Raw genomic sequence first — 15,509 nt, 5'->3', positions numbered from 1 at the left:
GTATTTAAATTTAATTCTATAATTCGGTATAAGTATAGGTTATTGTTAAAATGGTTGCACCCTCCAGTTTGTGTACGGCAGTAGTGGGCAGGCCGGCGTTGTTAAAGGTATTTACCACATCGTAACCGTCGTACGATTTTAGTACATTGGGCGATACATAAGTAATAAATTGCAGAAACAGCGGAATAAAAAAATTGTTGGGCGATGCATGGTTGTAAATAGCACCCTGTTTGGTAAGATCGTAAGTAAGCAGGGTTGTTGCAACATTATCTATAAGCTGATATTTTACCAGCACCAGGTTGTTATTTTCATCTAAAGTATAATCGGTACCCCACTCATTAAACGTATAGGTTTTGCTATCAGAGTTATAATCTACATTAACAACATCGTTATCTACCAGTACCGATGTTAGCACGTTGTTGGTATAACTAAAAACAAAACCGCCATCTGCTTTGGTTATGGTTTTAATTTTGCCGGCTTCGTAAGTGCAAACCGCATCAAAAACAGTACCCGTACCGTTAACCGATGCTACCTGTTTTTGCGAATTGTATTCGATCTCTATGTTTAACGGATTCTCGTTTGGGCGTTCTACCTTAAATGTTTTTAGGTACAGGGCCGCAACAGGTGGGTTGTCGTCTTCGGTAATAGTGTCATCCTCTATTATTATGGTATCTTCTTCGGTAGCATCGCCATCATCTTTAGAGCAGGAAACCATGGCCAATACGGCCAAAACCAGTATAAACTTTTTCATGATATAGGTATTTTTAGTTGTAATATGTGCCGAAGTTATTTGTAAACCCGCGGCCACGCAACTACCAATATACCAACAACCTAATTAATAGACGGGCGTGCTTTAAAACCCTGTATTTAACAAGCTTTTAAGATATTTTGACTTAATTTTAAAATAAAAATACATGCCTTACAATTGTATTATAGTAGATGATAACGAAGTAGACAGGCTTACCACCTACTCTTTTGCCAAGAGGCACCCGCAGCTTAGGGTGCTGGGCGTTGTAGAGTCGGCGGCAGAGGCACTGGAGCTTATGGAAAAGGAAATGCCCGACATACTTTTTCTGGATATTGATATGCCCGATATAAACGGACTCGAACTTAGAAAGAGAAGCATGGAGGTACCGGTTTGTATTTACATATCGTCTCATCCGGAGCACGCCATTGAGAGTTTTGAACTCGATACGCTCGACTTTTTAGTAAAGCCCGTTAAGTTTGCCCGTTTTGAAGATGCCGTAATGCGAATTGAAAATTTTATGGAGATGCGCCACAAAGCATCGTTATTTGAAGCCAGCGTGGGTGGCGATGCCATTTACATTAAAGAAGGCCGCGACCAGGTAAAGGTCAAACTTCATGATATTTTATATCTGGAAGCCTTAAAAGACTATACCCTTGTAGTTACCGCCCAAAAAAGGCATTGTGTGCTCTCTAACCTTGGGGCGTTATTAAAAGAAACCCATTTTTGCTCTTTTGTGCGCATACACCGCAGCTATGCCGTACAAAAGCAGTTTATACAAAAAATTAATGCTACAGAGGTACTGCTTAACAACAATATGCTGTTGCCGCTGGGGCGAAGTTTTAAGACTTTGATAGATGTAAACAACTTATCCTGAAGCACGAAACTATAAGGCATAAAAAAACCAACTCATGGCATCGAGCTGGTTCTCTTAAACTAACTATATAAAAAACTAAATCTAATTCTATTAGAGATGTATTATGTATTTCAAATTTTGTGCCAAAAATTCTGATTAAAATAAAAAAAGGGTCGCAAAAATTATTTGCGACCCTTTTTTTATTGATTTAACCACCCCACCCTACGGGCACCCCTCCAAGGGAGGGGAATGCTGTACAACCTCACCCCCAGCCCCTCTCCGAAGGAGAGGGGAGCCTGGAACGGGTATAGCTCGGAATTGCAATTTATACATTAAACAGCAGTCACGGTTGAGTGTAGCTGCCCCCCTCTCCTTCGGAGAGGGGCTGGGGGTGAGGACAATAAAGGTTTATTACCCAACAATATTAATAATCTTGCCCGGCACTACAATAACCTTTTTAGGCGCCTGGCCGTTTAGCTGTTGTGCAGTACGCTCGTCGGCCATAATGGCGGCTTCAATTTCTTCTTTACTCATATCCATAGGCAACTCAATTTTAAAGCGGGTTTTGCCGTTAAAAGACACCGGGTACTCTTTACTGCTCTCTACCAGATGCTCTGCATTAAAGATAGGGAACGGCACTTTAGAGATGCTACCCTGGTGGCCCAGCCTGTGCCAAAGCTCCTCAGCAATGTGCGGTGCATAGGGCGATATTAATATAGCCAGTGGCTCCAGTATGGTACGCTCGTGGCAGTTGATGGCGGTAAGCTCGTTAACGGCTATCATAAAACTGCTGACCGAGGTGTTGAACGAGAAATTCTCTATATCGTCCTGTGTTTTTTTAATGGTGCGGTGCAGTATCTTAAACGCCTCTTTGCTGGCCTCATTAGAGGTAACAATTAGTCCGTTATCATCAAAATACAGCTTCCACAATTTTTTAAGGAAACCGGACACCCCTGTTATACCGGCAGTATTCCACGGTTTGGCCTGCTCCAGCGGACCTAAGAACATTTCGTACAACCTTAATGTATCGGCACCGTATTGCTCGCAAATCAAGTCAGGCGTTACTACATTGTATTTTGATTTCGACATTTTCTCGACTTCGCGACCAACAATGTATTTACCGTTTTCATTTAGAATGAATTCGGCATTTACGTAATCTTTATTTCGAACATCTTGTTTAAAAAGTTCTATGTCAAGTTCATTAGAAGCATTTACATAATTAACATCTACATGAAAAGGTAATGTATTTGCATATATATTTTTAGGGTATCGCTTCTCATTCTCAAAATTTCTTTCAAAACTTATTTTATGACCATCAAATTTTTGCTCAAATCTATTTGATAGTTTCTGATAAGCACTTTCAAATATTGACTCTAATTCTGAATCAAATTCATGAAGTCTTTCATAATGAGAATTACTAACAAGTATCCTGAATTTATTACAATAATCAATAATCTCCTTACGATTTTCTTCGCTAAGATTTTCACTTCCTTCGACAAGATCACAGAGTGGAATATGGGCATAAACAAAAGCACTTTGACCCAATATCATCCCCTGGTTGATAAGTTTTTTAAACGGCTCTTCCTGGTTTACAAAACCACGGTCTTTTAAAAATTTATTCCAAAAACGCGAGTATAATAAGTGGCCGGTAGCATGCTCGTTACCACCAATGTATAAGTCGACATTTTGCCAGTAGTCTTCGGCTTCTTTGCTTACCAATGCCTCTTTATTATACGGGTCCATGTACCTAAGCCAGTACCATGAACTGCCTGCCCAGCCCGGCATGGTGTTTAACTCTAACGGAAACACTGTTACCTCGTCTATCAGGTCGTTGCTTACCACCTTGTTTTCGGTAGTGCTCCACGCCCATTCGCGCGAGTTACCCAACGGCGGCTGGCCGTCTTCGGTTGGTAAATATTTCTCAACATCGGGCAAACGCACCGGTAAATGCTCTGTAGCTATAAGCTGCGGCACACCGTTTACGTAATACACCGGGAAAGGTTCTCCCCAGTACCTCTGGCGACTGAAAACAGCATCGCGCAGGCGGTAATTGGTTTTGCCCTTGCCCTGGCCAATGCCCTCTAACGCACCAATAACTTTTTTGGTAGCTTCTTTGTAATTATCGCCATTTAAAAAGTCGGAGTCCTGTAGCTTAATACCGTCTTTAGAGCCGTAAGCCTCTACAGAAATATCCTGGCCTTCGAATATATTTTTTATCGGGATGCCAAAATGCCTTGCAAAGTCGTAATCGCGCTGGTCGCCCGCCGGTACCGCCATAACGGCGCCCGTACCGTAGCCCGCCAGTACGTAATCGCCTATCCAGACCGGGATAGGTTCCTTTGTAAAAGGATGCTCTGCATACGCGCCTGTAAACACGCCCGATATGGTTTTAACGTCGGCCATACGCTCGCGCTCGCTGCGTTTTGCAGTAGCTTCTACATAGGCATCTACCAATGGTTTTTGCGTTGGCGTGGTTATTTTAGCTACCAGGTCGTGCTCGGGTGCCAACGTCATAAATGTTACCCCAAAAATGGTATCAGGACGGGTAGTAAATACCTCTATCTTATAATTGTTGGTGTCTTCATCGTCAAACGGACTGGTTATATCATCAAAAAATTCTTTTAAACCAAGGCCCTGAAGGATGGATGGGTTGCCGTTATTATTTAACGTCATATTATTATCTGACCTATCCTCATCAGACCTCACCCCCGGCCCCTCTCCAAAGGAGAGGGGGGCAGCTTCACCCGGGGCAGCATCATTTGTCCTCCCCCCGGCCCCCTCCGAAGGAGGGGGAGTAGCATCACTCAGCTGCTCCTCATCTTTGTAAGATTGCCTGTTGCTTAGGGTTTCGCTTATTGCAGATACAACCGTATCAATATCATTTAAAACTTCCTGATTTGTAAACCTGATTACTTTAAAAAGGTGTTTTTGCTCTAACTCAAAAGTGCGGGCAAGATCAAGATCTGTTTGCTCCGGGGATGTATGGTAACCGCCATCAACCTCTATAATTAAACGCTTTTCTAAAGCTACAAAATCGGCCATAAAAGCACCTACTGGGTGTTGCCTCCTAAATTTTATACCAAGATTTTTTTTACGCAAAGCTTCCCATAAAACATTTTCGGCTTCAGTAGGCTCTTTACGCATACCCTTAGCGTGCTGTAACGAATCTTTAATAATCGTACTGTCTCCGGTTAAATACCCGGGGTCGGAGCTCGCTCCCCTCTCCTTCGGAGAGGGGTTGGGGGAGAGGACTGAGGGGTTAGGGGTGAGGTCTTTGGAATCGTCTGAAGAATTAGCAATTACCTTAAACGTAACCGATGCCCCAACCGATTTACCTATCCAGTTGCGTTGGCTTTCTTTTATAGATTCGCTCCAGTCAATAGTGTCAAGGCCCTGCAAAAAGCGTTCGGCATACGCCGAGATGCGCATGCTCCACTGGGTCATCTTTTTACGGATAACCGGGTAGCCCCCACGTTCAGATACTCCGTTAACAATCTCATCGTTAGCCAGTACCGTACCCAATGCCGGGCACCAGTTAACCTCGGTTTCGGCCAGGTAGGTAAGCCTGTATTTAAGCAACAGTTTTTCCTGTTCGTCTTTAGTGTAAGCATTCCACTCAACTGCCGTAAAAGTGGCAATATTATCATCGCTCACGGCATTTATGCCGGCGTTGCCGTTGGCCTCAAACGCGCTAATAAGCGTGCAAATGCTCTCGGCCTTATCGGTATCTTTATTGTACCATGAGTTAAACAGCTGGATAAAAATCCATTGTGTCCATTTATAATATTCGGGGTTAGAGGTGCGTACCTCCCTGTCCCAGTCAAAAGAAAAACCTATTTTATCCAGCTGTTCGCGGTAGCGGGCAATGTTAGCCTCTGTAGTAATAGCCGGGTGCTGCCCGGTTTGTATGGCATACTGTTCTGCCGGAAGGCCAAAACTGTCGTACCCCTGCGGGTGCAGCACATTAAAGCCCTGGTGGCGTTTGTAGCGCGCATAAATATCTGATGCTATGTAACCCAGCGGATGGCCCACATGCAGGCCGGCACCACTTGGGTACGGAAACATATCCAGCACATAGTATTTGGGTTTATCAGATATGGCTTCGGCTCGGAAGGTACCTTCCTCTGCCCAGTATTTTTGCCAGCGGGCTTCAATTTCGTTAGGGTTGTATCTCATACTTTAAAGTTGCTTAGTGTCTTAGGTACTTAGATACTGAGGCCCTAAGCGCCTAAGCAACTTAGCACCTCAGCACCTTTGTGGCACAAATTTACGGTTATTGTACGAATGTAAAAACTTTGCCCGTTATAAACTATGACGAAAGAAATAGTTTATTTATTTTTACGGCTAAATTAAGATCTCCTATGGCATCATCTTTTGAAAAATTCCAGAAACGACGCGTAATTTCTTCGTATTTTTCTGTTGTGCTGTGTATTTTTATAGTACTAACCCTTCTTGGCGCACTGGGCCTGTTTGTTATTAACACCGATAAGATTTCGGGCTACGTTAAAGAAAACATACCCATGACGGTTTATTTTAAACGCGAAGCTACCGATAGTACTACCCAGGCTTTTGGCACCCGCCTGCAAAACTCGGCCTACATTAAAGATTATGTGTTTGTATCTAAAGAAGATGCGGTTAAAAATAATCCGGAACTGATGAAGGATTATGATACTATGCTGGATGAGAACCCACTGCTGGATTCGTACGATATTCACCTTAAAGGCGATTTTGTGCAGAAAGACAGCATTAAAGATATTGAGGTAGAGCTGCGCTCTGACCCTGCCGTGGGCGATGTTAGCTACGACAATGTACTGGTAGACCTTGCCAACGAAAATATTAAAACCATTACTTTTTATATACTTATACTTAGCGGTGTACTGGCTTTTATTGCCATGCTGCTTATAAACAGTGCACTTAGGCTTAGTATTTATTCGCACCGTTTTACCATTAAAACCATGCAGATGGTAGGTGCTACAAAATCGTTTATCCGCCGCCCGTATATCTGGAAAGGTATTAAACTGGGCCTTATTGGTGCCATACTGGCAATGGGCGCCCTGGTGTACATTGTGTACTGGCTGGATGGGGCTTTCCCGGTATTAAATATTTGGGAAGACTGGATACCTACCGCCATTGTACTGGCCGGTGTACTGGCTTTTGGGATTATCATTGCCATGATAAGCACCTTTTTTGCCACACAGCGATTTTTGAATTTAAGAACGGATGATCTTTATTAGAGATTAGATGAGAGATAATAGATGATAGACTGACGGTGTAGACAGAAGATAGTAAACGTTCGAGTAAAGTTAGCGGTAAGCACTACAAGCGTGGCAACTTTAAACATTAAACCTGAAACTTTAAACAAATTCATAAAGTGAAAAATAACGAAATAAAAACCCATTTCCTTTTCGAAAAGGTTAACTATAAAATATTACTTATAGGCCTTGGTGTTATTGCCCTTGGTTTTATACTAATGTCCGGCGGCGGTAGCGATGATCCTAAAGTATTTAGCGATGCCATTTTTAACTGGAGGCGCATTCGCCTTGCCCCTACCGTAGTGCTTATTGGTTTTGGTGTTACTATTTATGCTATCATAAAAAACCCAAACCCTACAGAGGCAACTATAGACACCACTACTACAGAGCCTTTTCCGGAAGATAAAGCCATCAAGAATTTTAAAAAATAACATTTATAGATGGATTTTATACAGGCCATTTTTCTTGCCATTATAGAGGGGCTAACCGAATATTTGCCGGTTTCGAGTACGGCACACATGATTTTTGTGAGTTCGTATTACGGCATACAGGACGATGAATTTGTAAAGCTGTTTCAGACAGCCATTCAGTTTGGTGCCATACTTGCCGTTGTTGCCCTGTACTGGAAAAAGTTTTTCGATTTTACCCGTATCAACTTTTACGTTAAGCTGGCCTGCGCCGTTATACCCGCACTTTTACTGGGCAAATTGTTTGACGATATGATAGACGAAGCCCTGGGCGACCCCATTCCTATCGCCATTATGCTTATAGTTGGTGGTGTGGTACTATTGTTTATAGACAACTACTTTAAAAAACCTCAAATTTTTAAAGAAGAAGATATTACTATTAAAAAAGCCATTACCATTGGTTTTTGGCAATGCCTTGCCATGATGCCGGGCACCAGCCGTTCTGCAGCCTCTATAATTGGGGGTATGCAGCAAAAGCTTAGCCGCGAGGCTGCCGCCGAATTCTCGTTTTTTCTTGCGGTGCCTACCATGCTTGCGGTTACGGTATATTCGATAGTTTTAAAAGAATATGGCCCTAACCAGGTTAAAGGCTACACCATGCTTTTGGAGGGCGACAACCTTAAGCTGTTTTTACTGGGCAACGTTATTGCTTTTGTAGTGGCCATTATTGCTATTAAAGGCTTTATTGGCATTATTAAAAAATACGGTTTTAAGCCCTGGGGCTACTACCGTATTATTGTAGGTGCTGCACTTTTGGCCTATTTTTCCATTTATAAATAACAGCATTTTGCCTACAACTCCCGAAGATTTCCAGGAAGGAAAAATTGTACTGATTGATAAACCGCTTACATGGAGTTCTTTCCAGGCGGTTAATAAGGTTAAATGGAGCCTTAAAAAGCACATGGGCCTTAAAAAAATAAAAGTGGGCCATGCCGGTACGTTAGACCCTCTGGCTACAGGGTTGCTGATTGTATGCACCGGTAAATTTACCAAACGTATTACAGAGCTTCAGGGTATGGAGAAAGAGTACACCGGTACTTTTTACGTTGGTGCTACTACTCCATCTTACGATCTGGAAACCGAGGTTAACGCCACCTTTCTTACCGACCATATTACGGCAGAATTAATTCACGATACCGTACCGCAGTTTTTAGGCGAGATAGACCAGAAACCACCGGTTTTTTCGGCCATTAAAAAAGACGGCAAGCGCCTTTACGAACACGCCCGCAAAGGCGAAGAGGTAGAGATAGCATTTCGTAAAACCACTATTCACGAATTTGAGATTACCCGTATTGCCCTGCCCGAAATAGACTTTAGGGTGGTATGCAGCAAGGGTACCTACATACGGTCTTTAGCTTACGATTTTGGAATTGCATTACAATCGGGCGCACATTTAACGGCTTTAAGGCGTACCAAAATCGGCGAATTTAACGTTGATAATGCTATAACCCCAGATGCCTTTGAAGATGAAGTTACACCTTAAACTTTGCCTTATCTTTTTTGCCTCAAGCCTTTATTGCGCTGCGCAAAACACTACCGTTTTTATTACCAGCGCCGACGAACCGGAGAAAAAAAGCGGCTCGGGTTTTTTTAGCGATTTTGCACCTTTTTCGCAATTTGCGGTTTCATTCCCTTTCAGATCCAATCCGGAGTATGGCGAAACTGATAACTCTAACAGTAACAACAACTGGTTTATACCCGATGGGCTTAGCGCACACGGTGGTTTTGGTGTTCACGTTTACGAGTCTATTGCCTTTAGTGCCAATACCGGCGTAGACTGGCAGATTACCCCAAAGCTGGTATCGGTACCGGTTTACGGCAGTGTATTGCTTAACCCATCTATATCAGACGAATCAAGCATCCTTATACAGGCCGGCCTGGGCAAGGCTTTTGCCATTGGGCATGGCGATATATCGGGCACCTACCAAAAATACCGCGTTGGCTACTTTACAAACTATTACGGCATTTATGGCGAGATAAACTTTTACGGCTATGCCTGGAACGATGCCCCGCAAATGAGCACCATTAATGTTGGCATTTGTTTGCTTAACTTTGAATAATGAAATACCTATTACTTTTCTTTTTCGGCATTGCAACGGCTTTCGCGCAAAGCAAACCCGACTTAAAAGACGGCGACCTTATTTTTCAGGATATGGATTGCGGTCCGCTTTGCGACGCCATTGAGGCCGTAACCCAGGGCTACAACGGTGCCGATTACAGCCACATGGGGCTGGTGTACCACCGCAACGACACCCTTTACATTATAGAGGCCGCAGGCAGCGCGGTACGCTTAACTACGCTGGAGAAATTCAGTAAAAACACAAGCAAACCCATGCTTGTGGGCCGCCTTAAAAAGAAATACCAAAAACTTATACCTGCCGCCATTGCCTTTTCTTTAAAGCAAATGGGTGTACCCTATGATGATGAATATGTTTACGATAACGGCAGCTACTATTGTTCTGAACTTATTTATGATGCTTTTAAAGATGCCAACAAGGGCAAGCCGTTCTTTACACTTTATCCTATGACGTACAAGCAGCCCGGCACTAACGATTACTTTCCTGCCTGGGTTGACTACTACAAGGCCATCAACAAACCCATCCCAGAAGGGCTACCCGGCTGTAACCCCGGGGGCATCTCTACCAGCGATAAGATCGAGATTGTGGGTAGTCTTTAGTTTTAGGATGGAACACGGATAACACGGATGCGAGCAATCGCGGATTTTAACGGATTTTTTTCTTTGTGCCTTCTTTGCGAATCTTTGTGGAACTATCCTTCAATTCCTAAAACAAAAAAGCAGCCCGAAAGCTGCTTTAAATATTCTCTATAAAAGTAGATTATAAACTACCGCCTTTTGCTTTAGCATCGGCAGAGCAGCATCCTGATTTTTTCTCGGTTTTAGCTTCAGATGAGCAGCAAGAATTTTTACCTTCTTTTTTTGCTTTTGCAGCAGCCTCTTTTTCTTCTTTTTTCTTTTTCTTCTTGTCTTTATCCTTTGCAGAATAGAATGCTTTATCGCCCGATGATTTTACATCCGATACTTTGTAAGCGCCATCGGCAATTTTTTCAACAGTTTGTACAAAGCTTTCGGCAGTTTGCTTAGCCGGGTCGAAAGATATGGTAGCTGTTTTACTGTCAAAGTCAACTTTAGCTTTATCAACACCGTCCATATCGGCCAGTTTTTTCTCAATGGTAGCAGCGCAACCCATTGGGCAGGTCATACCATCTATTTTAAAGGTAGCAGTTTCAAGGTTAGCAGCCGTTTCTTTACTCTGGGCGCTATCGGTTACAATTTCTTCTTTAGGCGTTTCAATGTTGCCATCTTTAGAGGTATCCTTACAGCTTGCAAACAATACCGCAGCAAGGGCAATTAACGAAAGTTTCTTAGCTAATTTCATATATCGTATCTATTAGTTTAGTATCTGGTTTATACACAGGCTACAAATTTAGGCAAAAACGTGTTTAGATGGTAACCCACTAATCATAAAATTATTTAGCTTTTACGGACGGTTGTTACAATAAACGGTATTAATTATAAAGCCCCACCCACTTTGTAATCTCATCAAGCACTTTCTTTTCGCTATCCGGCTGGTTCATGCCGCAATCGTGGCCTTTGCCCTTCATGGTTACAAACTTCGACTTTACGCTTTTCTTCTGAAGCTCCTCATACAAAAAAACCGACTGTGAGTACGGCACTATGTTATCGGCATCGCCATGAAATAAAAGTGTAGGTATTTGCTTTATGTGCGCATACGGACTAACAACTGTAAATTCCGTCCCCAGTTTCTGAGCCGGGATATACTTCGCATCAGCCAGCAGCTCGACGTTAGTAACAAGGTTATTTTTTTGGAGGTCGCCCAGCCCGGCAACGTCATCTAACTTAGATGGCGCACAAAGTGCCGTGATCGATTTTATGTTTTTAGAGGTGGTATAACCATACAACAACGCCAAGTGCGCCCCCGCACTAATACCCGTCATATGGTAACCTTTTGGGCTGTAGTTGTAGGTTGCAGCCTGCTTTTCTACATACGTAACGGCGTCATCAATATCGCGAAGCAGGTCCTTAGCGTTAACCGAGTCGTTTACATACCGGTAATCAACGTTGGCCACCACAAAACCGCGGTCGCGGAGGTCTTTAGAAGTTTTTTCGGTGTACTGGCTACCGCCCATCATCCAGGCACCGCCATGCAACATAATAATAACCGGCGTTTTAGGGGTAATGGTTTTAGGCAGGTACAAATCGAGCGTGTTTTGCTTTGCCGATGCATACTGCAAATGCATAATGTCTTTCGGGCCCTGTGCAGCGCAGGCTACAAACAAAAACAGGCTGGCAATAAGCGGAAGGATGTTTTTCATTCTAAAATGTTTTTGGATTTGGAAGTTACAAATATAAGGCCACGCATCTTATTTTAAGCACAATTAATTGTTGCTAAGCAGGCTATTATGTAGCTTTGCAGCCTCTTTGGTATGCAAAAAACTAAACACCCCATATACAACCTGCAATTTGGCCTGCTATGCCTTAGCTCGCTACTATTTTCTGCAAGTTTTAATATGCTGATACCCGAACTCCCCGCCTACCTCAGCAGCCTTGGCGGTGCCGAATATAAAGGCCTCATCATTGCACTATTCACATTAACCGCAGGCATATCCAGGCCGTTTAGCGGCCGCCTTACCGATACCCTTGGCCGCGTGCCCGTTATGGCAGTGGGTTCTATCGTATGCTTTATTTGCGGATTTTTATACCCTGTATTGGGCACCGTTTCCGGATTTTTGTTTTTAAGATTGCTGCACGGTTTTAGTACCGGCTTTAAGCCAACAGCTACTGCTGCCTACGTTGCCGATATTGCACCTAAAGAACGCTGGGGCGAAGCCTTGGGCATACACGGCCTATGCTTTAGTACCGGCATGGCTATTGGCCCGGCCATTGGCAGCTACATTACCCTGCATTTTTCTATCAACGTGCTGTTTTATGTATCGTCGGCATTTGCGCTGCTGTCTATTATTATTGTTATGAATATGAAGGAAACACTTGCCGTAAAGCAAAAATTCAGCCTGTCGCTGCTCAAGCTTTCCCGACGCGATATTATTGCGCCCGAAGTACTGCCCGCCGCCATTGTTATAATAATGACCTACGTGGGCTACGGCGCGATACTAACCCTGATACCCGACCAGAGTGCCCACCTTGGCATTGCCAACAAAGGCCTGTTTTTTATGGTGTTTACCATAGCATCATTAGTAATACGCTTTGTGGCCGGAAAGGCATCCGACCGTTATGGCCGCACTAAAGTAATTAAGGTAGGGTTGGTAGTGCTGCTAACATCGCTTATAATTATTGGCCTTGCCGATAGTTTTATACTACTTGTTACCGGTGCTGCGGTGTATGGCGTGGCACAGGGCGTGTTGTCTCCCGCGCTTAACGCCTGGACGGTAGACATGAGCCTGCCCGACCACCGTGGCAAAGCAATGGCAACTATGTACATTGCCCTCGAAGCCGGTATTGGCCTGGGCGCCCTGTTTGCAGGCTGGTATTATCAGGATGTTTTAGCGCGCATTCCGCTGGTTATGTATATCTCGGCAGGTATAACGCTTTGCGCTTTTGCGTATATGTTTTTAAGGGAGCGAAATGTTGTTAAAACGTAATTATTCCGAGCCAATGTCCTACTGAAAACTGCGACTGCGACTGTAAACATATTACTGTCCACTGTAAACTGCCTACTGATCACTTCCCCCCTTCAATTGTTATCTTTCGTTTAATCTCGTTGCCTGCTTCATCGGTTACGGTAATGTAATAGGTGCCCGTTTTAGCCGAGATAGGCATTTCATGAAACGTTTTAGTTTCGCCTAAGTATTTATCGCCCAGGTACCAGAACAATCTGGCATTCGCCGAAGTATGCGCCGCTTTTACAATAAAAGGCTGCACGATGCCATTAAAATCTTTAGTAAGGTACACCTTGCCATCTTCTTTAGGATATATAAAATCGAGGTACGCGCCTGTGGTGCCCTGGCAATCGGCACGGAAAGGCGGCAGCGGGCGGTAATCCATGTGGCCGCTTTTATAGTACCATTCCATTACGGGAGGCAGCACAAACCAGGTTGCGGTAACCATGTTATCGATGCTTTCGCAACTGCTGTTAACCTGGTACTGCCTCCCGGCATCTAAGTGAATAACCTTATGGTACGGGCACACCGTAGTTTTACGCCCCTTAAGCGGAATCCATTGTTTAACCACAGGGCAATGCTCGCCCGCAAGGTGGCCGCTCAGTTGGCAAACATCAGCCTCTTCCAGGTCGTTATACGGTGGTGCAAACCACTTTTGGCGCGGCAACAGGTTAAAAACATCAAACAAAACAGGCGCAGCACTGCCCACCCCGGTTAACGATGGCCTACCCTCGCCCGATGCATTGCCAACCCACACCCCCACCACGTAGCGCGAACTGGTGCCAATAGCCCAGGCATCGCGGCTGCCAAAACTGGTACCGGTTTTCCAGGCAATTTCTAACGACGAATCGTAAAAGCGCCAGGCCTCATCGCCCTGCGGGCGGTTAACCTCTTTCATGGCATTATATGTTAGCCAGATCGATCCGGCACCCAATTCGGGTTTGTTATACACCTCGGTACCAAAATCGGGGGTAACGGAGCTATCCCAATTCAGTTCGGCAAAGGCATTGGTTCGGTACTTGGCCTGCGTGGCTGTAAAGTGGTTTAGGGTAGATGTTAGCCCGGCATAGGTGCGGCATAAATCCCACAAATTGCTTTCGGCACCGCCCAAAATAAGCGACAGGCCGTAGTGGCTGGGCTGTTTGTTAATATCCCGAAGTTTAAAATGCCTGAGCTGGTCGTAAAAGCGCGGCACGCCAAAGTCCTTCAGCATCAATACAGCAGGAATGTTTAGCGACCGCGACAAGGCCTGTTGTGCAGGCACGGCGCCATCATAGGTCAGCTCGTAGTTTTTGGGACTGTAGCCTGCAATTTGCGTGGGCACGTCGGCCACCAGTGTATTAGGCAAGATTTCTCCGGCATCGAGCATGGAGGCGAATAAAAACGGCTTTAATATACTACCCGTACTACGCGGAGCGGGTATAATATCTACATCTTTCTGGTGGGCTTTATCGGTAGGCGAATTACCCACATAAGCCACAATATTATGCGTTTGCACATCTACCACCATAATGGCAAGGTTGTGCACCTCGGTTTGTTTGTACTCCTGGTAGTAGCGCGCGGCAATTTGGTTCACGCGGTTTTGCAGGGTGGTTTTTACGGTAGTTTTAATGCGCTGGCCCTCTTTGCTTTTGGCTATGTTCTGCAATAAATGCGGAGCGGCCTGCGGCAGGTCGAACGGTTTTTGCGGAAGGCTTTCCTGCAACGAAAGTTCGTAGGTGGTTTTATCAATTACCTTTTCGTCAAACAGTTTTTTTAGCAGCCTGTCGCGCTTATCGCGAAGTTTAATCTGGTTCTTGCCCGGATAAATAAGGCTTGGCGCATTGGGCAGCACCGCCAGTGTAGCGGTCTCGGCCCACGAAAGCTGGTGCGGCTGTACGCCAAAGTACCGCCACGAAGCCATCTCTAACCCCACCACATTACCACCAAAAGGCGCATGCGCGGCATACAACCCCAATATACCATCTTTGCTTTCGCGAAATTCCAGTCGGGTTGCCAGTATCATCTCTAAAAACTTTTCGAAATAACTTCGCTCTTTGCCTTCGCGGCTCAGTCGGATTACCTGCTGCGTTAGCGTACTGCCCCCACGCACCACCTTGCCGGCATCGTGGTTTTGCTTCATGGCTTTTACTATGGCCACGGGGTTAAAACCGGGGTGGCTGTAAAAGTGCTGGTCTTCAAAATAAACAATACATTTTTTAAATTTATGGGGCACGCTGTCCTGCGCCGGAAAACGCCATTGACCATCCCTCGCAATGCGCGCGCCAAGCAGTTCGCCTTCGGTACTTTCTATAACGGTGCTGTAGGGTTCGTTAAAAAGCGTGTGCGGCAGGCAAAAATAATAGGCAACTAAAAGCACCAGCGCTATAGCCGATTTTATCCTGTTGGATTTTACGTAGCGGGTAATGCGTTGCCATAGGTTTTTTAAACCCCTGCCTATGTTTGTAAATAGTGCCGTGAATTTATTTTTCATTGGATGTAAGCATCCTGTGTTTGGTTGTTGTTAATTGTAATCATTTATTAAGCACATA

At 44.5% G+C, this 15,509-nt stretch carries 13 protein-coding genes; 8 read left to right on the top strand and 5 right to left on the bottom strand.

Annotated features, from left to right (window positions below; all coding sequences use genetic code 11):
* Window positions 1-16 precede the first annotated feature (16 nt).
* Window positions 17-751: a hypothetical protein gene (locus G509_RS0108575; RefSeq protein WP_026991146.1), complete on the bottom strand. Its 735-nt coding sequence runs from the start codon at window positions 749-751 to the stop codon at window positions 17-19.
* A gap of 163 nt (window positions 752-914) precedes the next feature.
* Here G509_RS0108575 and G509_RS0108570 point away from each other — a divergent pair, with 163 nt between their 5' ends.
* Window positions 915-1,622 (top strand): LytR/AlgR family response regulator transcription factor, encoded by a 708-nt coding sequence (locus G509_RS0108570; protein ID WP_026991145.1) that lies wholly within the window; start codon window positions 915-917, stop codon window positions 1,620-1,622.
* Window positions 1,623-2,012: 390 nt separating this feature from the next.
* Here G509_RS0108570 and G509_RS0108565 read toward each other — a convergent pair whose 3' ends face one another.
* Window positions 2,013-5,777: a DUF559 domain-containing protein gene (locus G509_RS0108565; RefSeq protein WP_026991144.1), complete on the bottom strand. Its 3,765-nt coding sequence runs from the start codon at window positions 5,775-5,777 to the stop codon at window positions 2,013-2,015.
* A 185-nt stretch (window positions 5,778-5,962) separates the two neighbouring features.
* Between G509_RS0108565 and G509_RS0108560 the strand changes: the two genes are divergently transcribed.
* The 6 genes from G509_RS0108560 (at window position 5,963) to G509_RS0108535 (ending at window position 9,997) form a co-directional block, all read left to right on the top strand.
* Window positions 5,963-6,835 carry a cell division protein FtsX gene (locus tag G509_RS0108560; RefSeq protein ID WP_026991143.1) on the top strand — a complete coding sequence of 291 codons (873 nt, stop codon included), beginning with the start codon at window positions 5,963-5,965 and terminating at the stop codon, window positions 6,833-6,835.
* Between the two features lie 137 nt (window positions 6,836-6,972).
* Entirely contained in the window at window positions 6,973-7,284 is a 312-nt protein-coding gene (locus G509_RS21735) for a DUF3098 domain-containing protein (protein ID WP_081663273.1), read from the top strand.
* Window positions 7,285-7,293: 9 nt separating this feature from the next.
* A complete protein-coding gene (locus G509_RS0108550) occupies window positions 7,294-8,100 on the top strand; it encodes an undecaprenyl-diphosphate phosphatase (protein ID WP_026991142.1) in 807 nt (268 codons plus the stop codon).
* 7 nt (window positions 8,101-8,107) lie between these two features.
* Entirely contained in the window at window positions 8,108-8,803 is a 696-nt protein-coding gene (gene truB / locus G509_RS0108545; protein ID WP_026991141.1) for a tRNA pseudouridine(55) synthase TruB, read from the top strand.
* The gene (locus tag G509_RS21730) at window positions 8,787-9,380 is read left to right on the top strand and encodes a hypothetical protein (RefSeq protein WP_051200071.1); all 594 of its coding nucleotides are present in this window, start codon (window positions 8,787-8,789) and stop codon (window positions 9,378-9,380) included. Before truB ends, G509_RS21730 begins: the two co-directional genes overlap by 17 nt.
* Window positions 9,380-9,997, top strand: coding sequence for a YiiX/YebB-like N1pC/P60 family cysteine hydrolase (locus G509_RS0108535; protein WP_026991140.1), 618 nt, complete (start codon window positions 9,380-9,382; stop codon window positions 9,995-9,997). Before G509_RS21730 ends, G509_RS0108535 begins: the two co-directional genes overlap by 1 nt.
* A 160-nt stretch (window positions 9,998-10,157) precedes the next feature.
* On the opposite strand, the gene G509_RS21725 is transcribed toward G509_RS0108535, so the two are convergent.
* Complete coding sequence (locus G509_RS21725; RefSeq protein WP_081663272.1) at window positions 10,158-10,718, bottom strand: heavy-metal-associated domain-containing protein; 561 nt, start codon at window positions 10,716-10,718, stop codon at window positions 10,158-10,160.
* 130 nt (window positions 10,719-10,848) lie between these two features.
* On the bottom strand, window positions 10,849-11,676 hold the full coding sequence (locus G509_RS0108525) for an alpha/beta hydrolase (RefSeq protein WP_026991139.1): 828 nt from the start codon (window positions 11,674-11,676) through the stop codon (window positions 10,849-10,851).
* Between the two features lie 111 nt (window positions 11,677-11,787).
* Between G509_RS0108525 and G509_RS0108520 the strand changes: the two genes are divergently transcribed.
* Window positions 11,788-12,960, top strand: a complete 1,173-nt coding sequence (locus G509_RS0108520; RefSeq protein WP_026991138.1) for an MFS transporter — start codon at window positions 11,788-11,790, stop codon at window positions 12,958-12,960.
* 79 nt (window positions 12,961-13,039) lie between these two features.
* Here the strand turns inward: G509_RS0108520 and pbpC are convergent, their stop codons facing one another.
* Window positions 13,040-15,451 (bottom strand): penicillin-binding protein 1C, encoded by a 2,412-nt coding sequence (gene pbpC / locus G509_RS0108515; protein WP_051200069.1) that lies wholly within the window; start codon window positions 15,449-15,451, stop codon window positions 13,040-13,042.
* Between the last annotated feature and the right edge of the window lie 58 nt (window positions 15,452-15,509).

The organism is Flavobacterium subsaxonicum WB 4.1-42 = DSM 21790 (assembly GCF_000422725.1).
In the GTDB taxonomy this organism is placed as follows: Bacteria; Bacteroidota; Bacteroidia; order Flavobacteriales; family Flavobacteriaceae; genus Flavobacterium; species Flavobacterium subsaxonicum.
The sequence above is the reverse complement of the archived record's forward strand: the minus strand, read 5'-3'. Positions and strand labels throughout refer to the sequence as shown.